At 33.4% G+C, this 24,225-nt stretch carries 22 protein-coding genes and 1 other RNA gene; 19 read left to right on the top strand and 4 right to left on the bottom strand.

The annotated features are described in order from the left end of the window. Window positions 1-145: 145 nt before the first annotated feature. Both hutI and QO182_RS15390 read right to left on the bottom strand, forming a co-directional pair. A complete protein-coding gene (hutI, locus tag QO182_RS15395) occupies window positions 146-1,384 on the bottom strand; it encodes an imidazolonepropionase (RefSeq protein WP_371562596.1) in 1,239 nt (412 codons plus the stop codon). Between the two features lie 14 nt (window positions 1,385-1,398). Further along, a complete protein-coding gene (locus tag QO182_RS15390) occupies window positions 1,399-2,448 on the bottom strand; it encodes a glutaminyl-peptide cyclotransferase (protein ID WP_371562593.1) in 1,050 nt (349 codons plus the stop codon). 87 nt (window positions 2,449-2,535) lie between these two features. Between QO182_RS15390 and ffs the strand changes: the two genes are divergently transcribed. The 4 genes from ffs (at window position 2,536) to fsa (ending at window position 4,594) form a co-directional block, all read left to right on the top strand. Further along, window positions 2,536-2,633: signal recognition particle sRNA small type (gene ffs, locus QO182_RS15385), an RNA gene on the top strand. Window positions 2,634-2,770: 137 nt separating this feature from the next. Continuing rightward, on the top strand, window positions 2,771-3,574 hold the full coding sequence (locus tag QO182_RS15380; protein ID WP_371562589.1) for an SDR family oxidoreductase: 804 nt from the start codon (window positions 2,771-2,773) through the stop codon (window positions 3,572-3,574). Window positions 3,575-3,576: 2 nt separating this feature from the next. Continuing rightward, a complete protein-coding gene (locus tag QO182_RS15375) occupies window positions 3,577-3,777 on the top strand; it encodes a hypothetical protein (protein WP_371540230.1) in 201 nt (66 codons plus the stop codon). A gap of 160 nt (window positions 3,778-3,937) precedes the next feature. Then, window positions 3,938-4,594 carry a fructose-6-phosphate aldolase gene (gene fsa / locus QO182_RS15370; protein ID WP_371540235.1) on the top strand — a complete coding sequence of 219 codons (657 nt, stop codon included), beginning with the start codon at window positions 3,938-3,940 and terminating at the stop codon, window positions 4,592-4,594. A 130-nt stretch (window positions 4,595-4,724) separates the two neighbouring features. On the opposite strand, the gene fahA is transcribed toward fsa, so the two are convergent. Next, window positions 4,725-6,008, bottom strand: a complete 1,284-nt coding sequence (gene fahA / locus QO182_RS15365; protein WP_371540239.1) for a fumarylacetoacetase — start codon at window positions 6,006-6,008, stop codon at window positions 4,725-4,727. A 107-nt stretch (window positions 6,009-6,115) separates the two neighbouring features. On the opposite strand from fahA, the gene glyA reads away from it, so the two are divergent. From glyA to QO182_RS15310, 11 genes are all read left to right on the top strand, one after another. Next, window positions 6,116-7,390 (top strand): serine hydroxymethyltransferase, encoded by a 1,275-nt coding sequence (gene glyA, locus QO182_RS15360; protein WP_371540244.1) that lies wholly within the window; start codon window positions 6,116-6,118, stop codon window positions 7,388-7,390. Window positions 7,391-7,513: 123 nt separating this feature from the next. After that, window positions 7,514-8,107 (top strand): tRNA-(ms[2]io[6]A)-hydroxylase, encoded by a 594-nt coding sequence (locus tag QO182_RS15355; RefSeq protein ID WP_371540246.1) that lies wholly within the window; start codon window positions 7,514-7,516, stop codon window positions 8,105-8,107. A 193-nt stretch (window positions 8,108-8,300) separates the two neighbouring features. Further along, window positions 8,301-8,855, top strand: coding sequence for a helix-turn-helix domain-containing protein (locus tag QO182_RS15350; RefSeq protein ID WP_371540249.1), 555 nt, complete (start codon window positions 8,301-8,303; stop codon window positions 8,853-8,855). Between the two features lie 21 nt (window positions 8,856-8,876). Beyond that, a complete protein-coding gene (locus QO182_RS15345; protein WP_371540253.1) occupies window positions 8,877-9,329 on the top strand; it encodes a response regulator in 453 nt (150 codons plus the stop codon). A 14-nt stretch (window positions 9,330-9,343) separates the two neighbouring features. After that, the gene (locus QO182_RS15340; protein ID WP_371562586.1) at window positions 9,344-11,137 is read left to right on the top strand and encodes an ATP-binding protein; all 1,794 of its coding nucleotides are present in this window, start codon (window positions 9,344-9,346) and stop codon (window positions 11,135-11,137) included. 109 nt (window positions 11,138-11,246) lie between these two features. Beyond that, window positions 11,247-11,744: an N-acetyltransferase family protein gene (locus QO182_RS15335; RefSeq protein WP_371562584.1), complete on the top strand. Its 498-nt coding sequence runs from the start codon at window positions 11,247-11,249 to the stop codon at window positions 11,742-11,744. A 135-nt stretch (window positions 11,745-11,879) separates the two neighbouring features. Continuing rightward, complete coding sequence (locus tag QO182_RS15330) at window positions 11,880-12,968, top strand: efflux RND transporter periplasmic adaptor subunit (RefSeq protein WP_371540269.1); 1,089 nt, start codon at window positions 11,880-11,882, stop codon at window positions 12,966-12,968. Beyond that, complete coding sequence (locus QO182_RS15325; protein ID WP_371562581.1) at window positions 12,968-14,224, top strand: ABC transporter permease; 1,257 nt, start codon at window positions 12,968-12,970, stop codon at window positions 14,222-14,224. The genes QO182_RS15330 and QO182_RS15325 overlap by 1 nt, the downstream gene beginning before the upstream one ends. Before the next feature lie 2 nt (window positions 14,225-14,226). Beyond that, the gene (locus tag QO182_RS15320; protein WP_371540280.1) at window positions 14,227-14,907 is read left to right on the top strand and encodes an ABC transporter ATP-binding protein; all 681 of its coding nucleotides are present in this window, start codon (window positions 14,227-14,229) and stop codon (window positions 14,905-14,907) included. A gap of 798 nt (window positions 14,908-15,705) precedes the next feature. Further along, window positions 15,706-16,923, top strand: coding sequence for a response regulator (locus QO182_RS15315; protein ID WP_371562578.1), 1,218 nt, complete (start codon window positions 15,706-15,708; stop codon window positions 16,921-16,923). Window positions 16,924-17,008: 85 nt separating this feature from the next. Then, window positions 17,009-17,350 (top strand): CHASE3 domain-containing protein, encoded by a 342-nt coding sequence (locus tag QO182_RS15310; protein ID WP_371562576.1) that lies wholly within the window; start codon window positions 17,009-17,011, stop codon window positions 17,348-17,350. On the opposite strand, the gene QO182_RS15305 is transcribed toward QO182_RS15310, so the two are convergent. Next, complete coding sequence (locus QO182_RS15305) at window positions 17,345-17,506, bottom strand: DUF1328 family protein (RefSeq protein ID WP_371540295.1); 162 nt, start codon at window positions 17,504-17,506, stop codon at window positions 17,345-17,347. The two genes, QO182_RS15310 and QO182_RS15305, sit on opposite strands and share 6 nt — an antisense overlap. A gap of 437 nt (window positions 17,507-17,943) precedes the next feature. On the opposite strand from QO182_RS15305, the gene QO182_RS15300 reads away from it, so the two are divergent. The 4 genes from QO182_RS15300 (at window position 17,944) to QO182_RS15285 (ending at window position 24,190) form a co-directional block, all read left to right on the top strand. Next, window positions 17,944-18,330, top strand: a complete 387-nt coding sequence (locus QO182_RS15300) for a hypothetical protein (RefSeq protein WP_371540298.1) — start codon at window positions 17,944-17,946, stop codon at window positions 18,328-18,330. Window positions 18,331-18,497: 167 nt separating this feature from the next. Then, a complete protein-coding gene (locus QO182_RS15295) occupies window positions 18,498-19,580 on the top strand; it encodes an efflux RND transporter periplasmic adaptor subunit (RefSeq protein ID WP_371562573.1) in 1,083 nt (360 codons plus the stop codon). Window positions 19,581-19,605: 25 nt separating this feature from the next. Continuing rightward, complete coding sequence (locus QO182_RS15290) at window positions 19,606-22,779, top strand: efflux RND transporter permease subunit (protein WP_371562571.1); 3,174 nt, start codon at window positions 19,606-19,608, stop codon at window positions 22,777-22,779. After that, window positions 22,763-24,190 carry a TolC family protein gene (locus tag QO182_RS15285; RefSeq protein WP_371562569.1) on the top strand — a complete coding sequence of 476 codons (1,428 nt, stop codon included), beginning with the start codon at window positions 22,763-22,765 and terminating at the stop codon, window positions 24,188-24,190. Before QO182_RS15290 ends, QO182_RS15285 begins: the two co-directional genes overlap by 17 nt. Window positions 24,191-24,225: the final 35 nt, after the last annotated feature.

Below are 24,225 nucleotides of genomic sequence, written 5' to 3'. Positions count from 1 at the left end.
CCGAGAAAAAGATTTAATTTTGAAACACCAAATTATATGTTTAACCAAAAAGTTGCATTAGTAACTTGAATCCAGCTTGACTAAAAAACGACGCTAATCAAAATATGCGATGTTTTTCAGTGCCCTCTATTTTGCTCCTCTTTTTTTATGTAATAATTTTTCCTTCAAGAAATACGGTGTCTATTAAATTACTGCCAAAAGCATACGGCAATTGATAGTAGGATGGAATAGGCTTTGTGATAATAAAATTAGCTCTTTTGCCTATAGTTATACTTCCATGGGTATCTGAAATTCCCATTGCATACGCACCATTGATAGTGGCGGCATTTATGGCTTCCTCAGGAGTCATTCTCATTTTAATACAGGCAGTTGCCACAACAAAATTCATATTACCCGATGGAGTGGAGCCAGGGTTGTAATCTGTAGCAATTGCTAGAGGAAGACCGGCTGCAATCATTGCGCGGGCAGGAGTGTAAGGAATACTCAAGAAATAGGAGCAAGAAGGTAAGGCTACTGGCATTGTTTCTGTGTTTTTTAAAGCTTCGATATCTTCTGCTGTCATTACTTCAAGATGATCCACAGAGAGTGCATTGTATTTTATCCCTGCTTGAATTCCACCAATTGAATTGAACTGGTTTACATGGATTTTTGGCTTTAGGCCAAAGTGTATTCCAGCATTCATAATTTCTTCCGTTTCTTCAACAGTAAAATAACCAGTTTCACAAAATACATCTATAAACTGGGCAAGATTGTTTTTTGAGATTTCAGGAAGCATGTTGTTGATTAAAATATCAATGTATCCTTTTCTATCTTCTTTATAGGCTAATGGAATCGCGTGAGCTCCTAGGAACGTAGCTTTTATAGCTATGGGGTAGTTTTGCGCCAGTTGTTTGATAACCCGAAGCATTTTTAATTCCCCGTCTATGGTTAGCCCATAACCAGATTTAATTTCGACCGCTCCAGTTCCTAAACGCATAACCTCTTCCAGTCGTTCTTTAGACTGATCGTATATTTCTTCTTCGGTTGCTTCATTTAGCTTTTGAGCTGAATTTAAGATTCCGCCACCCCGATTGGCTATTTCTCCATAGGTGAGGCCATTGATGCGGTCTACGAACTCCTGCTCGCGATTGCCAGCATAAACAATGTGAGTATGGCTGTCACACCATGAGGGTAATATCATTTTTCCTGTAGCATCAATAGTTTGATCTGCTTTGGTATGTGGTACATTATCCATTGAACCAAAATCAGCAATCAAATTGTCATCTATAAGTAAGTATGCATTTTTGATGGTAGGAAGGATAGCCATTGCAGCACCAGCTATTTTGGTAACTGCAATATCGCGAACTTGAAGTAATTCCTTTATATTTATAAATAATGTAGTCATTGTTGTCTTTTTTGTTATTCAGAAACGGTAATTTCAAACATTTTATCCCAGTTTTTTCCAGTAACAAAAATAGTTTTGGTTTTCGGGTTGTAGGCAATTCCGTTTAAAACTTCGGCTGTGGTGTTTTTTACCATTTTTCTTAAACCAGATAGGTCAATGATTCCTTCAACAGCACCACTTACTGGGTTTACCACTGCAATGGCGTCTTTTTGCCAAACATTTACATAGAATTTACCGTTAATATACTCTAATTCATTGATTGATTTGATTTTGGTTTTACCCGAATAGACATTAATGTAATCTAGCATTTTTAGGTCTTTTGGATTTGTCGTCCAAATTTTCTCTGTTCCATCTGATTGGTAAATGTTTTTTCCATCATTAGTCATCCCCCATCCTTCAATATCTTTAGTAAAAGCAAATGTCTTTTCTAATTTTAAGGTCTTGGCATTATAGATAAAACCTGTTTTTTCTTGGTATGTTAATTGGTATAACTTGTCGTTTAAGAATGTAATTCCTTCGCCGAAATATTTATCTTCAAGATCAACTTGTTTGTATACTTTCCCTGTTTTGTAATCATATTTTCTAAAATAAGAAGCGCCTTTTTGTCCCGTGCTTTCATATAGTGTGTCTTTGTAAAACTCTAAACCTTCTGTAAAAGAAAGCGTATCGTGTGGATGGGTATTTACAATTTTATACTTCAATAATTTGGGTTGTACACTTGATACTAACTCTACTCTGGCAGTCGCTTCTGAATTTTTACCTTCATAGTAAACTAATGCTTTTAGTTTTTGGTAGCCCAATTTTTGATCTTTTAACCCGAACGTTAATTTCTCTAATCCTTTTGTAGTTGCAATTTTAGCATCGTTTACATAATATATAGTACTGTCCACAGTTTTCGATTCTGGGTTCAGAATTTCTAAAGTTAGTGCCTCTTCAGGCATGTATTTAGCCGAAAATTTTGATGTATCGAAATTAAATATAGTGTTTTCTTCTTTTTTTGTATCTCCACAATTAGAAAGTGTCATTGCTAATAAAATGATTGATAGTAAGTTATAATTTTTCATAGTATGAATTTTGAATACACCAATATACAATGTTATTTTTAGCGAGCAAAGCGCTTGCAAAAATATAAAAAGATTGTATATTTGCACCGGCAAGTCCTACACGACCAGCTCCTGCAGACTCCCCCAGGATGGGAACATAGCAAGGGTACGTGGTTGAGCGGTGCGATGTAGGTCGCTTGCCATTTTTTTATAATCTGAACTTGTTTCAGATTTTTTTGTGCCAATTTTGAAATGTTTTCAAAATATAAATAATAGTAGTCTTCCTTATGGAGGATTTTTTTATTTTTGGTCTATTCTAAAATGCAGCTAAACAAAAGTCAATATGAGCAAAGTGGTTTTAATTACGGGAGGTTCCTCGGGAATAGGGAAATCTATTGGGGAGTTTCTACATCAAAAAGGATTTGTTGTTTATGGAACGAGTAGGAACCCAGAACGCATTTTGAATTCGGTTTTTCCTCTTGTGGCACTTGATGTTCGCGATGCTGCTTCGATTCAAGCGGCTGTAGCCAAAGTAATTGCAAGCTCGGGACGGTTAGATATTGTAATCAATAATGCAGGTGTTGGTATTACAGGACCTTTGGAAGAGATTCCAACGGTTGAAATGAAAAATCATTTTGACACTAATTTCTTTGGCCCAATTGAAGTAATTAAATCGGTATTACCACAAATGCGGGAACAAAAATCAGGATTAATCATTAATATTACTTCGATAGCCGGTTATATGGGATTGCCGTATCGCTCTATGTATTCTGCTTCAAAAGGAGCCTTAGAATTGATTACAGAAGCGTTGCGTATGGAAGTAAAATCTTTTGGGATTCATATTGCTAATGTGGCGCCTGGCGATTTTGCTACTAATATTGCTTCGGGTCGTTATCATGCACCGGTTATAAAAGGGTCTGCTTATGAGGTTTCTTATGGCGAATCGTTGCGTACAATGGATGAACATGTAGACGGTGGAAGTAATCCTAATGAAATGGCCGAAGCGGTGTATAAAATTATTCAGACTAAAGAACCCAATGTTCATTATAAAGTAGGTGCTTTTATGCAGAAGTTTTCTATTGTATTGAAAAGAGTTCTTCCAGATAAAGTATATGAAAAAATGCTAATGAACCATTATAAATTATAGTTATGGAAAGTATAAAAGAATTGCTGCCTCAAATATTAATGGTGTTACTTGTTATCATTTTTTGGTTTATCATTCGGGGAGTTTTGAAGTCTATTAGTGCTAAAATGAATAATAACGAACTTTATAAAGAGGATATGCTTAATGTTCTCGAAGAAATAAGGGATGAATTGAAAGAATTGAATAAAAACAATTTAGTTAAGTAATTTTAAATTGTAATTTTACGTCGGATTTGCGTGAAGGATAGCAGCGAAAAGCCCACAGCATAGTGTAGCGATAGCGAAATTATGCGAGGACTTGTAGCGTATAGCCTGACCCTTGTGGTCACGCCCAAAATACAAACACACAATTAAATAAACAGATATTATGAAATTTTTTATTGACACGGCTAATTTAGCTCAAATTAAGGAAGCACAAGCATTAGGAGTTTTGGACGGAGTTACTACAAACCCATCTTTGATGGCTAAGGAGGGGATTACTGGAAAAAACAGCATTTTGAAGCATTATGTTGACATTTGTAATCTTGTTGATGGTGATGTAAGTGCTGAAGTAAATGCGCTTGATTATGATGGAATGATTAAAGAAGGTGAAGAATTAGCTGATTTACATGAGCAAATTGTTGTAAAACTCCCAATGACCAAAGAAGGTGTTATGGCTGCTAAATACTTTTCTGATAAAGGTGTTAAAACAAATGTAACTTTAGTATTCTCTGCAGGTCAGGCTTTATTAGCGGCTAAAGCAGGTGCTACTTATGTTTCACCATTCATCGGTCGTTTAGATGATATTTCTACTGACGGATTAGCATTAATTGAAGAAATTAGATTGATTTATGATAACTATGGTTATGAAACTCAAATTCTTGCTGCTTCAGTACGTCATACAATGCATATTGTAAACTGTGCTAAAATAGGTGCTGATGTAATGACAGGACCACTTTCTGCGATTTACGGATTGTTGAAACACCCATTAACGGATATCGGTTTAGCTCAATTTGTAGCTGATTTTGAAAAAGGAAATAAATAAGGTTAGAATTTAGAAGAAAGAGGTTAGAAGTTTTTCTATTTGCATTACGTCAATCTCTCTTATCAACATAAATACAAAAAGTCCCATTTGCATCTGCAAATGGGACTTTTTTATGCTTATTATTAGAAAATTACTTTCTTACAAAAGGAGGTAATAGTTTAGAAGAAACTTCTCCAAAACCTATTCTAACTTGGCTATTTTCGCAAAAACCTTTCATGATTACCGTATCGTTATCATTGATGAATTTACGCTCTGTACCGTCGTTCATTTTTATTGGGTTTTTTCCTCCCCAAGTCAATTCAAGCATAGACCCATAACTATTTGGCGTAGGTCCTGAAATTGTTCCTGACCCCATCATGTCTCCAGAATTTACACGACAACCGTTTGAGGTATGGTGTGTTAATTGTTGACTCATAGTCCAATACATATGTTTGAAATTAGAATTGCTTATAACCGTAGGTTCAGCGTTTTCTGGTTGTATCGCTACTTCTAAATGGATGTCAAATGAATGCTTTCCTTTTTGTTGTAAATAGGGTAGTGGACTTGGATCTTGTTTTGGACTAAGAACTCTAAAAGGCTCTAAGGCATCCATTGTTACTATCCAAGGCGAAATTGATGAAGCAAAGTTTTTAGCCAAGAAGGGTCCAAGAGGCACATATTCCCACTTCTGAATGTCTCGTGCGCTCCAGTCATTTAACAAAACCATTCCGAAAATATAATCCTCAGCCTCGTTGATAGGAATCATTTCTCCCATTACGTTAGCATCAGTAGTGATGAATGCGGTTTCAAGTTCAAAATCAATTAAACGAGATGGTCCAAAAACAGGAGTAGTTTCACCAGCCGGTAGTGTTTGGCCTATTGGTCTGTGAACTGGAATTCCTGAAGGTATGATGGTAGAACTTCTTCCATGATATCCTACTGGGATGTGAAGCCAGTTAGGTAATAAAGCGTTTTCTGGGTCTCTGAACATTTTTCCTACATTTGTAGCATGCTCTTTACTAGAATAAAAGTCTGTATAGTCACCTATTAATACCGGTAACTGCATTTCTACATCGTCTACTTCGAAAATAACAATGTCGCGATGCTTTACATTATCTCTTAATTTTGAATTGTTCTTGTCAAAAATTTCGGCAATTCGGTTTCTGACTAATCTCCATGTTTTTTGCCCATCGGAGATAAAGTCATTGAGGGTGTCTTGCATGAACATATCATCAGTCAATTCAATACCTGCAAAGTAATTCATTTGCTGCAAAGCCCCTAAATCGATAGCAGAATTACCGATTCGAGTTCCTACGGTTACCACATTTTCTTTAGTTAAGAAAACACCGAAAGGAATGTTTTGAATTGGGAAGTCACTATTCTCTGGTACTTCTAACCATGATTTTCTGTTTGTATCGTTTGCTATTATTGGCATAATATGTTAATTGTTTTGTTGAAAATTATACTTCAAATATATTATAATCTGACAGTTTCACAAACGTTTTTTTGTATTTTTGCTACAAATTAACTAAAAACAAAGAAATGCAACGCGACAAACAAATTTTTGACCTTATTCTAGAAGAACAAGAAAGACAAATACACGGATTAGAATTAATTGCTTCAGAGAATTTTGTAAGCGATGAAGTAATGGAAGCAGCCGGTTCTGTTTTGACTAATAAATATGCAGAAGGATATCCAGGAAAAAGATACTACGGAGGTTGCGAAGTAGTGGATGTTGTGGAGCAAATTGCTATTGATAGAGCTAAAGAATTGTTTGGTGCTGAATATGCTAATGTACAACCACATTCTGGTTCACAAGCTAATACAGCAGTTTTCTTTGCTTGCTTGAAACCTGGAGACAAGATTCTTGGTTTTGATTTGTCTCATGGAGGACATTTAACACACGGTTCTCCGGTGAATTTTTCCGGACGTTTGTACAGCCCAGTTTTCTATGGTGTTGATCCAGAAACAGGACGTTTAGATTATGATAAAATTCAAGAAATAGCAACTAAAGAGCAACCAAAATTGATCATCGCTGGAGCTTCGGCTTATTCTCGTGATATGGATTTTGAGCGTTTTAGAGTAATTGCTGACAGTGTTGGTGCTATTTTATTTGCTGATATTTCACATCCCGCAGGATTGATTGCTAAAGGATTGCTTAATGACCCAATTCCTCATTGTCATATCGTTTCAACAACGACACACAAAACATTACGTGGACCTCGTGGAGGTTTGATTATGATGGGTAAAGATTTTCCTAATCCATTTGGTTTAACAACTCCAAAAGGAGATATCAGAATGATGTCATCATTACTAGACTTAGCTGTTTTTCCTGGAAATCAAGGAGGGCCTTTAATGCATATCATTGCTGCAAAAGCAATTGCTTTTGGTGAAGCATTGAAAGATGAGTTCTTTACTTATGCTTTACAATTGCAAAAAAATGCCAATGCAATGGCAGATGCTTTTGTGAAAAGAGGATACAATATAATTTCTGGAGGTACAGACAACCACATGATGTTGATTGACTTAAGAAACAAAGGAATTTCTGGAAAAGAAGCTGAAAATGCTTTAGTGAAAGCAGAAATCACGGTTAATAAAAATATGGTTCCATTTGATGACAAATCACCATTTGTAACTTCTGGTATTCGTGTTGGAACTCCAGCTATAACCACTCGTGGATTAGTTGAAGAAGATATGGAAACAATCGTTGAATTGATTGATAGAGTATTGATGAATCACACCAATGAAGATATCATTGAACAAGTGGCTAATGAAGTTAACGAAATGATGAGCGAAAGAGCTATTTTCGTTTTTTAAAAACTTTTGTTTAAAGTTTCAGGTTTAAAGTTTAAAGGTTTGTGTTTACGGAATGGTATCACATGTTTTGAACTTTAAACTTTTTTTTTGACTTTAAACTTTTATAAACTTTAAACAAAAAAAATGGGTGTATTAAGATTGCAATTGCCTACAGATCCTAGATGGGTTAATATTGTAGAGAAAAATATCGAGGAAATTTTGACTGATCATGCTTGGTGCGAACAGAAAGCGGCTACAAATGCGATTACTATAATTACCAATAATTCAGAGCATCAGGATTTAGTACAGGATCTTTTGGCTTTGGCCAAAGAAGAAATTGATCATTTTGAGCAAGTGCACAATATTATCATTAAACGGGGGTTGAAGTTAGGACGCGAGCGCAAAGACCACTATGTAAATGAGTTGTATTTGTATATGAAAAAGAATGGGAATGGAAGTAGAGTTTCCAGCTTGGTAGAACGATTGCTTTTTTCGGCAATGATAGAAGCCAGAAGTTGTGAGCGTTTTAAAGTCCTGTCAGAAAACATTCAGGATGAAGAATTAGCTGTTTTTTATAGAGGTTTAATGGAAAGTGAAGCAGGGCATTATACTACATTCATTACATATGCCAGAAAATATGGAACGGGAATCGATGTGGAGAAGCGCTGGAGAGAATGGATTGATTTTGAAGCTTCAGTTATTGAAAACTATGGTAAAAATGAAACTATACATGGATAAAGGAAAGCTCTTTTTTTAAAGATGTAAAAATAATTTTGATGGTAATTTTAATAGAATTAAAAATCAGATGTTTACAAAAGTAGAAAATCATACTGCTATTTATTTTTTGTTTAATCCTTGTTTTTTTTCTTTGGATTACTAATTTTGGTATATATTTATAAAATCTTTGTATTAACAACAACTTAAGGTTAGGATGAGACTCTATATAAAATATGATGGCATTGTAGCTTGTAAGGTAATCTTACAGGAACAATTAGAGAGATTAGGAATTAGTTATAAACTTTTAGAGTTAGGTGAAATTGAAATTAGTAATAGCGTTTCGAAAGATAGTTTAGCTGAGCTTCAAGATACACTTAATAGGTATTCTATATTTATTGTTAGTAATGAAAAAAGTCAATTAATTCAAAAAATAAAAGATGCGATTGTTGAGATGGTTTATGAAAAAGATAAATTACCATCAGTTACAACTTCGCAATATTTGTCTGAAAAATTAAATTTTAGTTATGGTTATATAACGAATACTTTTTCAGAATATACGTATACTTCTATTGAGAATTTCATTATTATTCAGAAAATAGAAAGAGCCAAAAAATTAATTATTGAAGATGAATTGACATTAACAGAAGTTTCGTATAAATTAAGTTACAGCAGTGTAGCCTATTTATCAAGTCAATTTAAAAAGGTGACAGGACTGACTCCGTCTGCATTCAAGAGAATTGTAGATAAAAGGCGAAGCCTATCAAATTAATAAAAATAAACGATTATAATTATGATTACACACAAGGATTCAATACATATTTTGATTGCAGATGATGATGAAGATGACCGTGCTTTCTTTAGTGATGCGATGATGGAACTTAAAATGAATAATAAGTTAACATTGTTTAATGATGGTAAAGATTTGATGGAATACTTGGCGTGTCCTGATATTATTATGCCACATATATTGTTTCTAGATTTAAATATGCCTTATAAATCTGGATTTGAATGTTTAAAAGAAATTAGATCTGATAGCAGATTTAAGGACGTTTCGATTGCCATATATTCCACTTCGTCTTCTGAAAAAGATATTGAAGAAACGTTTGTTGAAGGAGCAAATATTTACATAAAAAAGCCAAATGATTTCAATAAGCTAAAAAAAGTAATAAAAGAAGTATTAAACATTAACTGGCAATTTCATTCCTCAGGGTTAAATAAAGAAACTTTTTTCTTCAGTATTTAAAATTCCTCTTTTTAATGAAGTTAGTAAACTTATTTAAGAACTCTCAAGTATTTAAGATTGCTTTAGTAATAGCAATTGTTGTAGTAGGATACATTGCATCTGTTTTTTATACACAGATGCAAAGTTTAGAATCTTCAGTTAACTTAATAACTAACTCTACAGAAACCCAGCTAGAATTAGAAAGAGTACTTTCAATCATCAGCATTTACGAAACTAATTTACGTAGTTATATCATTACTAAGGATGATTCTTACTTAGAGCATCGTTTTTTGAGGAGAGGAGAAATCGATCGTAATTTTACTCGCATAAAAAAATTAGTATCTAATAATCCTGCAAGAAGTAAGGATGTAGATAAACTTAAACGAATGATCGATTATCGATTTGCTTTGTTTAGGGAAACAATGCTTTTAGCGAAAAGCCCAAATAACGACAGTGCCTTATTAAATGCAAAACTCCACGAAAGTAGCGAGTTTACAGAAAAAATGAAAACCTTTGTTTATAAAACAATCAATGCAGAAGGAGATAAGTTAAAAATTCATAACGAAAATCATCAATTTGAATTACAAGACTCCATTATAAGTGCATTTTTATTGGTTATTTTGAGTCTCTTGATTTTATTATTATCGTTTAATAAAATGAATGTTGATATTGATGAATTGAAAAAGACAAATGATGAACTTAAATTTGTTAACCGTTCTTTCAATTATGCCGAAAAGATAGCAGGCTTTGGTCATTGGAAGTTGAATTTAGAAACACGTGCTTATACTTTTTCAGATAATTTTTTTCGTCTTTTAGGAGCAGAGCCTAATTCTTTTAAACCTAATTTAGAAAATATTGTAAAATATATTCATCCTGATGATTTAGATTATGTCATGGATGTGCATAAAAAATCACTATTGACGCAGGAAGCGACCTCAATGATGTTTCGATATGTATTGCCCAATGGTGATTATCGTTATATCATGTCTGTGGGTACATTTACCAGAAACAGTAAAGGACAACTGGTTAAAACAGGTGTAAATTATGATATTAGTAATCAGTATAAGAAAACAATAGAACTCGAAGAGAATAATAAAGAGTTAAAGAGTATTAATGAAGAGTTAGAATCTTTCAATAATATTGTAAGTCATGATTTGCAGGAGCCGCTTCATAAAATCCAAATGTTCATCTCAAGAATTGAGGCTAAAGAAATGGAATTAATAACAGAACAAGGAAAAGTGTATTTTTCTAAAATACGTACTTCTGCAAATAAAATGCAAGCGCTTCTTATTGATTTAGTTAATTATTCCCGAACAATAAAAGGAGATAAAGTGTTTGTAGAAACAGACCTTAACACTGTATTGCGTCAGGTTATCGATGATTTATCACTAAATATAGAAGATAAAAAAGCAATAATAAATTTAGAAGCATTACCCGTAATTAAAGTAATTCCGTTTCAAATTGAGCAGCTTTTCGTTAATTTGATTTCAAACTCTCTAAAGTACAGTAAAGAAAATACTGTTCCCCAAATAGCTATTTTTCTGGATGATATTGGCGTTAATGATGTTCATGAAGGTGAAATTATCAGTGATGAGAATTACTATAAAATTATTGTGGCTGATAATGGGATAGGCTTTAAACAAGAATATGCCGAGAAGATATTTGTTTTATTTCAACGTTTAGAAAAAGATAGTAAATATTCAGGTACAGGATTAGGGCTAGCAATTTGTAAAAGAATAGTCGAGAACCATGACGGCTTTATAAAGGTGAATTCAGATCCGGGAATTGGTACTCGATTTTCTATTTATATTCCAAAAAATGTTGTCTAGTTTCTGTATTGATGTAATAATAGGGGGACTATAGCACATTTCTTATACTTAATTAGCGCCATTTTAAATTAGGTTGTTTTATCTTTATTGAATTTCTAATACTAATTTTATGATAACTATATCTGAAGCTACTTCTAAGGATTTTAAAATAATTCGCGAAATCGCCTATAAAACATGGCCGGACGTATATGGGGAAATTCTTTCCGCAGCGCAACTGGATTATATGTTAAAAGCTTTTTATTCTGAAGAGGTATTAAGGGATAATGTAGCTAATAACGGACATCATTTTATTTTAGCTTATGATGGAGCTGTTTGTCTTGGTTTTGCTTCGTTTCAGCATGATTATTTAGATGATAAGGTAACACGTTTGCATAAAATATATTTGGTTCCTGAAGCCCAAGGTAAAGGAGCAGGAAGGTTGTTAGTTGATGCTGTCGTAGCCTATGCGAAAGAGAATCATTCTAAAATCCTTTCCTTGAATGTAAACCGATTTAATAAAGCATTGACGTTCTATCAAAAATTAGGCTTTGAAGTTGTTGGAGAAGAAGATATAGAATTGGATCATGGTTATTTAATGGAAGACTATAAGTTAGAAAAACAATTGTAGTTATTTCTTCTTTTGTATTGTTTGAATAAAACAGTTAATTTTTTCTATTATAAAACCTTTTTAATAGATTAATTGTGATTAAAAAACGGTAAATTTAAGTGTTTATTTGTCACTTGTTTTTATAAATCGATTGAAATGAAATTTGCAAACTATACTATATTAACTGTTCTGTTTTTAGTTTTGTCCTGTTCGAAAAAAAACGAAGGAATAAAACCAACTGTTGGTACCATAACCGAAAGTGTATATGCATCAGGAATCATACAAGCAGATGATCAGTACACCGTTTACTCCACTGTAAATGGTATTTTACAAAAAATAAAAGTTATTGCGGGACAGAACATAAGCCAAGGTCAATTGCTTTTTGAACTCGAAAGCGAAAAAGCAGAATTAAACACTCAAAATGCTAGACTAGCGTACCAGCTAAGTCAAGGAAATAGTCTTTACATCAAGGATAAGATTGCAGAGATGGAGTTAAAAGTACAATCTGCAAAGGATAAGCTGAATCTCGATGAATCCATTTATAATAGAAATAACAAAATCAGATCTCTTGAAGGAATCTCAGAAGTTGATTTTGAAAGATTTGAATTAGCTTATAAAAGTTCAAAGCTTAATTATGAGTCGGTAAAAAAGCAATTGGCACAACTCAGAGCACAATTGAAGAATGACCAAGATCGCAACAACATCAATCTTAAATACAGTCAAAATGCCCAAAGTGATTTTAGTATTAAAAGTGCTATGGCTGGACAATTGTATAATGTTTTAGTTGATGAAGGAACCTTAGTAACTACTCAGACTCCACTTGCGATAATCGGAAAGTCAAATTTATTTGTATTGGAACTCGAAGTAGATGAGAATGATATGGTTCGTGTAGTTCTGGGCCAGAAAGCTGTAGTTACGATGGACAGTTATAAGGGAGAAGTTTTTGAAGCGATCGTTGATAAAATATATCCCATTATGGATGCCCGTTCCCGTACATTTAAAATTGAAGCACACTTTGTTAAAGCACCAGAAAAATTGTATCCCAATCTAACGGCCGAAGCAAATATACTTATTCAAACAAAAGAAAATACGATTACAATTCCTAGAAATTATCTGGTAGACAATGAATATGTTGTCTTGAAGAATGGTGAGAAAAGGAAAGTGAAAATAGGTTTGAGTGATTATCAAAAAGTGGAAATTTTAGAAGGATTGAATAAGGATGAAACCATTTATATGCCAAAATAGTGAATTATAAACTGATTTTAAATATTGCTTTTCATTTGCTTAGAGCTAGACTTAAACAAACTATAGTTGCTGCCGTGGGAGTCACCTTTGGGATTGCTATGTTCATCGCTTTAGTCAGCTTTATGAGCGGATTGAATGAAATGCTAGACGGTTTAATGCTCAACAGAACCCCACATATCCTTTTGTATAATGAAGTAAAACCTTCAGATAATCAACCTTTATCGTTATCCGAGGATTATAAGGGAAGTACAAATTTTATTCGCTCCATCAAACCAAAAGACAGAGGGAAATCTATATACAACAGCATGTCGATTATTAAAAGCTTAAAGCAAGACAAACGCATTATCGATGTAGCGCCAAAAGTGACCGCCTCTGTTTTGTTCAATTCAGGAACGATTGAAATCGCAGGTTTTGTAAATGGAATCGATATGATTGCTGAGGATAAGCTTTTTAAGATTAGCGATTATATAAGAGAAGGAAAGGTGGCAGATCTAAGTCAGAACAACAGCATTATTATCGGAAAGGGACTGTCTGACAAGATGTTACTTGTGAAAGGGGATATTATAAAAATATCAACTTCTAGCGGTAATCTCGCTTCCTTAAAAATAGTAGGGATTTCTGAAATAGGAATTGCCGAAATTGACAATGTGATGAGTTATACTTCATTGGCTACAGCCCAAAAAATATTAGGTCAGCCAAAAAGCTATATTACCGATATCCAGATTAATCTTTATAATAAAGAAACGGCTGTTGGGCTGGCTAAAGAGTTTCATACAGCTTTCAATTTGGATGCTATGGATTATCAAACAGCTAATGCACAGTTTGAAACGGGAAGTACAGTACGAAGCATTATTTCTTATTCGGTGGGAATCGTTTTGCTGATTGTTGCCGGTTTTGGAATTTACAACATATTGAATATGATGATTTATGAAAAAATGGACAGTATTGCCATTCTTAAAGCCACTGGTTTTTCAGGTAGCGATGTAAAATGGATTTTTGTATCATTATCAATAATAATAGGGGTTGCGGGAGGCATTTTTGGTTTAATTTTTGGTTATATTTTTTCTAGTATAATTGACATTATCCCTTTTGAAACGACTTCTTTGCCAACCGTTAAAACGTATCCAATTGATTATAATATAGTGTACTATAGTATAGGGATAACATTTGCGCTTTTTACGACAATTATTTCAGGTTTGTTTCCAGCTTTAAAAGCAAGTAGGGTGGATCCTGTAGAAATTATTAGAGGGAAATAGGTATGGAAAATAAGAAAGTCATAGAAACTATTGGTTTAACCAAGTATTTTTATAATCCTGCAAAGTTTCAGGTGATTAAGGATGTCAATTTAAGCATCAATCATGGAGAGTTTGTTTCTATAGTGGGAAGATCTGGTTCAGGAAAATCAACTTTGTTGTATTTACTTTCAACGATGGATACGGATTATGAAGGGAAGCTATTAATCCATAATGAGCTGGTTACGGGTCAGCCAGATGTAAATTTAGCACGAATCCGAAATGAGAAAATAGGCTTTGTTTTTCAATTTCATTATTTATTGTCAGAATATGATGTGTTAGGCAATGTGATGCTTCCAGGGCTTAAATTAGGAAAATACTCTAAAGAGGAATTAGAGCATCGTGCGATGGGGCATTTAAAAACTTTAGGTATAGAAAAACATGCCACAAAAAAGACGAATCAATTGAGTGGTGGTGAGAAGCAACGTGTCGCCATAGCGCGAGCTCTTATAAATGATCCTTTAATTATTATGGGGGATGAGCCTACAGGAAATTTAGACAAGAAAAACGGAGATGTTGTTTTTGACATTTTTAAAACATTGACACAAGAGTTTAATCAGACTATATTGATTGTTACACATGATACTGACTTTGCTAGTAAAACAGATAGGATAATTACAATGGAGGACGGAAGGGTGATTTCTTGAGTTTACTCTTTGCAGTGTGTTACAAAGTTTTGCCAGCAAGGGTTGTGGGTTGCACTTCTTTAATTAAAAATAGAAGTATTCTCATTGTTCATTTTTAAAAGGTTAATAGTAAGATTATATCTCATTTTAAAATTTATTAAATTGGGTTGAAAAAAATCGATTTTAGAGCCAAAAATTTAGCGTTTTAAAATAACAAATTTAGATTTCTAAATCTACCATTAGTGATTAAATTTTAAGTAGTTTTTTTGGCTAAAAATGAACTAGAAATCAATCAAAAATGGAGCTAAAAATAACCTTTAAATTTTAGCTTTTTTTTTACCCAATAGATTGGAATTATTTCTTTATTTTCGTTTTTAAATCCGTTAAAATTATATTTTTTAAAAACAGGCAGTGATTGCTTAAAAATAGGCTAACTCTTATATTTACAGTCTGTTTGGAGGTTTTTTTTTAAAACGATTATACAATTTTATAATAAAGTTATAACATTATCACATCAGATTTTCAGTGTATGCTTTTTTTGATAATTTTTACTAAAAAGCGTGATATTTATTCCGTTTTTAGAAAGAATAACCACTTCTTTTTTTTAATTTTGAAACATTAAAAAATACATTTTTAGTGAGTTAATTTTTGGATTGTCAATTTCACATAAAAGCATTCTTCGGAGCTGATTTTTTTCACTTGATTTAAAGATTTTTATTTGCTTGTATTTTGACTTAAAAAGGAGTCGGAATTCACTCGATTTTAAAGTTGTTTTTAGGTGGTATTTTTGACAATACAAAAGGAAAGAAATACAAAATTATGATATTAATTGTCGACGATATAAAGGCCAATATTATAGCTCTAAAAAAAACATTAGAGCTACATAATTTAGAGGTCGATTCGGCAGAATCTGGTGAAGAGGCTTTAAAGAAAATATTGAAGAATAATTACTCTCTGATCATCTTGGACGTTCAGATGCCTGTTATGGATGGTTTTGAGGTAGCAGAAATCTTAGGAGGAAGTAAGAGGACTAAAGATATACCGGTATTATTTTTATCTGCAGCTAATAAACAAAAAAAGTTTATATTTAAAGGCTATGAATCAGGTGGAGTAGATTATATTACAAAACCAGTTGATTCTGATTTGTTGATTCTAAAAGTTAAAACCTTTCTTAAAATATTTCAACAACAAAATGAGTTAAAATCCATTAGAGACTTATTGTCAAAGGAAATCGAAATCCGCAAGGAAGCACAAGAGAATCTTGAAATTATAGTTAAGGAGCGCACGAACGAGCTTGTAGTTAAAAATGAAGAACTAGAATTACGAAATCATGAACTACAGCAGTTTTCTTGGGTCGTTTCTCATGATCTTAAAGAACCTCTTAGAAAGATTCAGATTTTTAATAACATTATCAAGGATAAATATTTAGTTCAAGATGACAAAGCAGTAGATTATATAAATCGAACAATTAAATCAGCTGAACGGATGCAAAATTTAATTTCTGACTTGCTAGAATATTCTCGATTGTCAGCTAATGTACCCCTAGAAAAAGCGGAGTTAAATAATTTAGTAAATGAAGTTATAGGTGATTTTGATTACTTAATAGCGGAAAAGAAAGCCACTGTCAAAGTTAACAACTTACCAACGATAAAAGGAATACCAACCCAATTAAGGCAGGTGTTTCAAAATTTAATAAGCAATTCATTAAAATTCACGAAGAAAGAAGAACTACCTGTTATTGAAGTAAGTTGTGAGTTAATTGAAAGTAGGGATTTTAATAGTGAGCAATCTGATTCTGGTAAATTTTGCAAGATAACTGTGAAGGATAACGGAATTGGTTTTGACGAGCAATATCTAAATAAAATTTTTATGATTTTTCAAAGTCTCAGCGATCGTAAGGTTTATGAAGGGACGGGGATTGGACTGGCGATTGCAAAAAAAATAATTGAGAAACACAATGGTCTTATTACGGCAAAAAGTAATGTAGGAGAGGGAGCAAGCTTTATTATGGTATTGCCTTTAGACTTTAGTATTTAGAATAGTAATACGTTTATATAATTTACATGGAAAAAAACTTTAAAAGAAATTATACATTAGTTCGTCAATATCTATCTTGATACTAATGGTGAGTTCAATAGTCTCTTTTATAAGTATAAGAAGTTTATCAGAGAGTAATTCATTAGTTAATCACACTCAGGAAGTGATTTATAATTTGAATGATGGCGCTGCACAAGCCGTGGAAGCAAAGACTAGTATGAGAGGTTTTCTGGTAACCGGAAGCGAGAATTTTCTAAGTCATTTTGATGAAGCTGAAGAGAATACAAACGCGTATTTTAAAAAAGTGGAACAACTTGCTATTGATAATCCTATTCAGCAAAATAGTTTAAAAGATTTTGAGAAACGTTCTGAGCTTCAATCTGAACTAGAAAGAAGCGATTTAGAGACTATAGAAAACATATTATGATTTTCTTCTACCACCAATTAAGGAAAGAATAAAAAGAATTATAAATATAAAAAATAATACTTTGGCTATACTTGCTGCTCCTGCTGCAATACCTCCAAACCCAAAAACTCCAGCAACTATTGCAAGAATTATAAAAATGACTGTCCATCGTAACATAACATTGAGGTTTTAGTTAATAAATAAGATTTGTTTAAATTATATTGTTTTACAAAAATCTTAAATATTTATCTCACTATTTAACTCTAAAAGTATAAATATTAACTCAATCGTATCATACTATGATAAAGACAATGGATATATTGATTTTCTTAGAAAGATTACATCATTATTATATTGGCGTTTTGCAGTAAAAAGACCATTGCACCGGATGTTTGTTTCTTAAATGGACAAAAAATCTAGTAATGAGGAGAAAATATTTCGTCAGAATTTTTATAATAAATATCTTTTGTTGGGGCTAATTTATTATTAATTAACTTCTTATGATTATTAAGTCGCTGCTACTATTATAAAGAAAAACGTTTGCGTTGATTTTTACTTAACAAAATCATAAAATTAATTTTCACTTTTAATCTTTGATTACATTTGGTCTCGAAATGAGAGTAATTATATTTTTTATATTCTTTAGTACGGTCTTCCTTTATGGAGGAGAACATTCCGCGGTTAAACGTACAGATTCTTGCTGCACTGAATACTCTTTTTCTAAAAATGTAGCTACAAGTCAACAAGAATTTATAGATAATTCTCATTCGAATAGTCAAATTATAGAAGCTTCTGATTTAGACTTAGGCGAAGAAAGCTTCGATACAGATCATTCACAAAATCGATTTATTCCTTTAAAAAATACTACAACTAAAAAGTGGTATTTAACCTTGTCCCATTTTGTTATTTTAAAAGAGGACTTTATAGCCATTAAAAACTTCCAAACTTATTTTGGCTATTCACAACCAATCTACATTATTCAAAGAGTTTTAAGAATTTGATTATTGACTTCATCAGTTAATAAAGGCATGATTTCTACTATCTAAAAGAGAAAAACATTTCGTTTTTTCCAATAGACGTTTCTTAAATGCGTCCTGCCTACTGATGTCCAATTTTACCATCAAAAAATCTTAATCAAAACATTCAATTACTCAATTCATTAACTACCATGAAGAGAATTGCCATTTTATCTGGGCTAATAGCCCTAGTAAGTTTAGCGAGTTGTAACTCCAAAAAAGAAGAAAAAGAAGTAGCAGAAACATATACTGTTACTAATCCTATCAGAATTGATACTTCCTTTACAAAAGAATATGTTTCCCAAATTCGTTCGGTTAAAAACATCGAAATCAGAGCGCTAGAAAAAGGGTTTCTACAAAAAATTTATGTTGACGAAGGTCAGTTTGTTAAAGAAGGTCAATTGTTATTCAAAATTATGCCTACGATGTATGATGCAGAATATCAAAAATCGAAAGCCGAAGTAAAGGCAGCAGAAATTGAATTGCAAAATACAAAATCACTTTCTGATAAAAATGTAGTCTCTAAAAATGAATATGCAGTTGCTCAAGCAAGATTAGAACAAGCAAGAGCCGAAATGGCGATGGCAAAATTCCACCTTTCTGCTACTGAGATCAGAGCACCATTTTCAGGAACTATTGATAGGATTCCTAAAAAATTAGGAAGTCTTATTGACGAAGGCGATTTATTAACTAGCCTTTCAGATAACAGTCAAATGTTTGCTTATTTCAATGTATCGGAACCTGAATATTTAGACTATCAAACGGATATTAAAAACCGTGCTGATAACAAAGTAGGTCTATTACTAGCAAATGGTGTTCCTTTAAAATACAAAGGTAATGTAGAGGTTGTAGAAAGTGAATTTGATAGTGAAACAGGAAACATTGCTTTTAGATCCAGATTCCCTAATCCTGATAAATTACTGAAAAATGGAGAAACGGGTAAAGTTTTAATGACTGTTCCGCTAAAAAATGCCATAGTAATTCCACAAAAAGCGACTTATGAAATACAAGACAAAAAATATGTTTTTGTAGTAGATAAAAATAGTGTAGTGCACTCTCAGGAAATTAAAATTAAAGGAGAAATACCAGATTTATACGTAATAGAAAGTGGTATAACTGCTAATGATAAGGTTTTATTGGAAGGTGTTCAAAAAGTAAAAGAGAATGATAAAATTCAATATAAAGCAATCAATGCTAATGATGTGATTACACATTTGAGATTAAAAGCGGAATAAGTTAATCATATAAAAAACTACGAAAATGTTTAATAAATTTATTCAAAGACCCGTTTTGTCGATAGTAATATCGCTAATAATTGTCTTTTTAGGGGTGTTATCGGTGATGAATTTACCTATTACCCAATTCCCTTCTATTTCGCCGCCAATGGTGAATGTTACAGCAGATTATCCAGGTTCTAATGGAGAATTGATGATCAAATCAGTTGTTATTCCTTTAGAAAGAGCGTTAAATGGTGTTCCTGGAATGAAATACATGACTTCTGATGCTGGAAATGATGGTGAAGCAAGTATTCAAGTCGTATTCAATTTAGGTACTGATCCTAACCAAGCGGCTATTAACGTTCAAAACCGTGTGGCCTCGGTGGTTAATAAACTACCTCCATTAGTGGTGAGAGAGGGTGTGAAAATTACTCGTGAGGTTCCAAGTATGTTGATGTATGTAAACCTTTTTAGTACCGACAAAGGGACTGATCAAAAGTTTTTGTACAATTATGCTGACATCAATGTTTTATCTGAATTAAAAAGGGTAAACGGTGTTGGATCTGGAGATATTTTAGGAACTCGTGAATATGCGATGCGTATTTGGTTGAAACCCGATCGTATGCTAGCTTATAAAATTTCTGCCGATGAGGTAATGGAAGCTTTGTCTAGTCAAAGTTTAGAAGCGTCACCAGGTAAAACAGGAGAAGCCTCAGGAAAACGTTCGCAAGCATTTGAATATGTATTGAAATATTCAGGTCGATTTACAGACGAAAAACAATATGGAAATATAATATTACGATCTAATGCTAATGGCGAAATATTAAGATTGAAAGATGTTGCAAATATTGAGTTTGGAAGTTCGATGTATGATATTTATTCGAATCTAAATGGAAAACCATCTGCAGCAATTGTATTAAAACAATCCTTTGGTAGTAATGCAAATCAGGTTATCGAAGATGTAAAAGCCAAATTAGAAACCATCAAGAAAAAATTTCCAAAAGGAATGGATTATGAAATTTCGTATGATGTTTCTAAATTCTTAGATGCCTCGATCGATAAAGTAATTCATACCTTAATCGAAGCTTTCATTTTAGTAGGATTAGTAGTGTTTCTATTCTTGGGAGATTGGCGTTCTACAATAATTCCGGCAATTGCGGTGCCAGTATCGCTGGTGGGAACTTTTATGTTCATGCAATTATTCGATATTTCACTTAATTTAATTACGTTGTTTGCTTTGGTCTTAGCTATTGGAGTCGTCGTCGATGATGCCATTGTGGTTATTGAAGCCGTTCACGCTAAGATGGAAGAAGAACATCTGGGGCCATTAAAAGCGACTAAAAAAGCAATGCATGAGATCGCTGGAGCTATTGTGGCTATTACTTTCTTGATGGCAGCAGTATTTATTCCAGTTGCATTTATGTCTGGTCCCGTAGGTGTGTTTTATAGACAATTTTCTATTACGATGGCGACAGCAATTATTCTTTCGGGAATCGTAGCCTTGACATTGACACCTGCACTTTGTGCGATGATGTTAAAAAACAATCACGGTAAACCTAAAAAGAAAACGCCTATAAACAGATTTATAGATGGTTTTAATAACCTATTTAACCTTACTCAAGGTAAATATCAAAATTTACTTGGGAAAATTATAAATAGAAGAGCGATTACTTTTATTGCACTTGTAGGATTTTGTGCAGGAACTTGGTTTATTAGTAGTACGGTTCCTTCTGGGTTTATTCCAAATGAGGATCAGGGGATGTTTTACGCCATTATTCAAACACCTCCGGGATCTTCATTGGAACGAACCAATGATATTTCAGTAAAACTGCAAAAAATTGCAGAAGGCGTTGAAGGAGTAAAATCGGTTTCTTCCTTAGCAGGGTATGAAATTTTGACTGAAGGTACTGGATCTAATGCAGGAACTTGTTTGATTAATCTTAAGGACTGGGACGATAGAAAGCATTCTGTTGTGGAGATTATGGCAGAGTTAGAAGAAAAATCTAAGGACATTCCAGGAGCAAATATCGAGTTTTTCCAACCACCTGCCGTACCAGGATATGGAGCTGCCGGAGGATTTGAGCTTCGTTTATTAGATAAAACGGGTTCAGGTGATTACAAAAAAATGGAGGCAATTAATAATGACTTTGTAAAAGAATTAAACAAACGTCCTGAATTATCTAATGTTTTTAGTTTCTATAGTGCTAGTTTTCCTCAGTATATGATGAAAGTGGATAATGACTTAGCACAACAAAAAGGAATATCTATTGAGAATGCCATGAATACCTTATCTACTTTAGTGGGAAGTAATTACGAGATTAGTTTTATTAAATATGGAATTAATTACAAAGTAATCGTTCAAGCATCTCCAGAATACCGTGCATTGCCAGAGGATATTTTGAAACTCTATGTTAAAAATAACCGAGATGAAATGGTACCTTATTCTGCTTTTATGAAGTTAGAAAAAGTATATGGATTATCGGAGATTACAAGACATAATATGTACACTTCTACAGAGATTAGTGGCTCTGCTGCTGCAGGATATAGTAGTGGTACTGCGATTAAAGTCATTCAAGAAGTTGCCGCTGCAAAATTACCAAGAGGATATGATATTGATTGGGCCGGTATTTCTGCTGATGAGGTGTCACAAGGAAATCAGGCCATTTGGGTATTCCTTATCTGTTTAGGATTTGTGTATTTGGTTTTAGCAGCACAATACGAAAGTTTTATTCTGCCTTTATCTGTAATTCTATCGTTACCAGCGGGTATATTTGGAGCTTTTCTTTTATTAAAATTAACTGGACTTGAAAACAATATCTACGCTCAAGTAGCGATGGTAATGTTGATCGGGTTGCTGGGTAAAAATGCCGTTTTGATTGTGGAATTTGCCATTCAGCGACATGCCGCAGGGAAATCAGTGTTAGAAGCTGCAATGGAAGGTGCAAAAGCAAGGTTTCGCCCTATTTTGATGACTTCATTTGCTTTTATCGCAGGTTTACTACCATTAGTTTTTGCTAGTGGACCAGGTAAAATTGGAAATAGAACTATTGGAACGGCCGCAGCAGGCGGGATGCTTATTGGTACTATTTGCGGAGTATTTGTAATTCCGGGATTGTATTACATCTTTGGTCGAATAGCCGAAAAATACAAGTTGGTTAAAAATGAAGAAGAAAATCCATTAACTGAAGAAATTGATAACAATGAAGTTCATAAATAAAAATAGTATTGCAATAGCTATCTGTATAACTATAGTTGGCTGTAAGGCACCATCAGTTGTAGAAAGCGCTTCTAAAGTAGCTGTTCCAAATGCGTTTGTAACTAGTACAGATACCACTACTATTGCAAGTATGCAGTGGAGAAATTTCTTTACTAATAAGAACCTACAAAGCTTGATAGATACCGCTCTTCAAAACAATCAAGAGTTGCAGATTACGTTGCAGGAAATTGAAATAGCTAAAAATGAAGCTCGAATTAGAAAAGGATTTTTATTACCAACAGTAGGTCTTAAAGCAGGTGCAGGAGTAGAAAAAGTGGGTCGTTACACGAGTCAGGGTGCTGGGGATGCTTCTACGGAAATTGCACCAGGAAAAGAATTTCCAGATCCACTGACGGATTTTACTATAGGGGCTTACGCCAATTGGGAAGTAGATATCTGGCATAAACTGCATACTGCAAAAAAAGCTGCAGTTACGCGCTATTTAGCAACGGTAGAAGGTAAAAACTTTGTACTGACTAACCTTGTTGCTGAAGTGGCTAATTCGTACTATGAATTACAGGCCTTGGATAACCAACTCCTAATTGTAAAACAAAATATTGCGCTTCAAAAGAATGCGTTAGAGATTGTGAAATTGCAAAAAGAAGCGGCAAGAGGAACTGAATTAGCAGTACAGAAATTTCAAGCAGAGGTACTGAAGTCGCAAAGTATGGAATTTGATATTAATCAAAATATCAAGGAGACAGAGAATAAAATCAATTTTCTCCTGGGTCGTTTTCCTCAGGAAATTCCAAGAGACAGAACCGCTATTTTAAGTGTCGTTCCTGAATCTATTCAAGCAGGGATTCCTTCACAGTTGCTAACGAATCGTCCAGACATTAAACAGGCCGAATTAGAGTTGGCTGCAGCCAAATTAGATGTGAAAGTTGCGAGAGCAGAGTTTTTTCCTTCTTTTGGGATTTCAGCAGGAGTAGGGTATAATGCCTTCAAAACCTCTTTCTTGTTTAAATCACCTGCTTCATTATTGTACTCTTTGGCGGGTGAATTAGCAGCTCCATTAATTAATAGAAATGCTTTAAAAGCCGAGTTTAGTAGTGCTAATGCCAGACAGATTCAGGCGATGTATAACTATGAGCGTGTTATTTTGAATGCTTATTTAGAAGTGTCAAACCAACTTTCGAAAATTGATAACCTAGAAAAAAGTTATGATCTAAAATCTAAACAAGTGGCTGCTTTAGACAAATCTATTGATGTTTCAAATGACTTGTTTAAGTCGGCTAGAGTAGATTATTTAGAAGTTTTACTGACACAACGTGATGCATTAGAAACAAAATTGGAATTAATAGAAACTAAAAAAGACCAATTGAATGCCGTTGTTAATGTATATAAAGATCTTGGAGGCGGTTGGAGATAACCAATAATTTAATTTAGAATCAGAGTCGGGAATTT

This window comes from Flavobacterium sp. Arc2 (assembly GCF_041431385.1).
Classification (GTDB): Bacteria; Bacteroidota; Bacteroidia; order Flavobacteriales; family Flavobacteriaceae; genus Flavobacterium.
The sequence above is the reverse complement of the archived record's forward strand: the minus strand, read 5'-3'. Positions and strand labels throughout refer to the sequence as shown.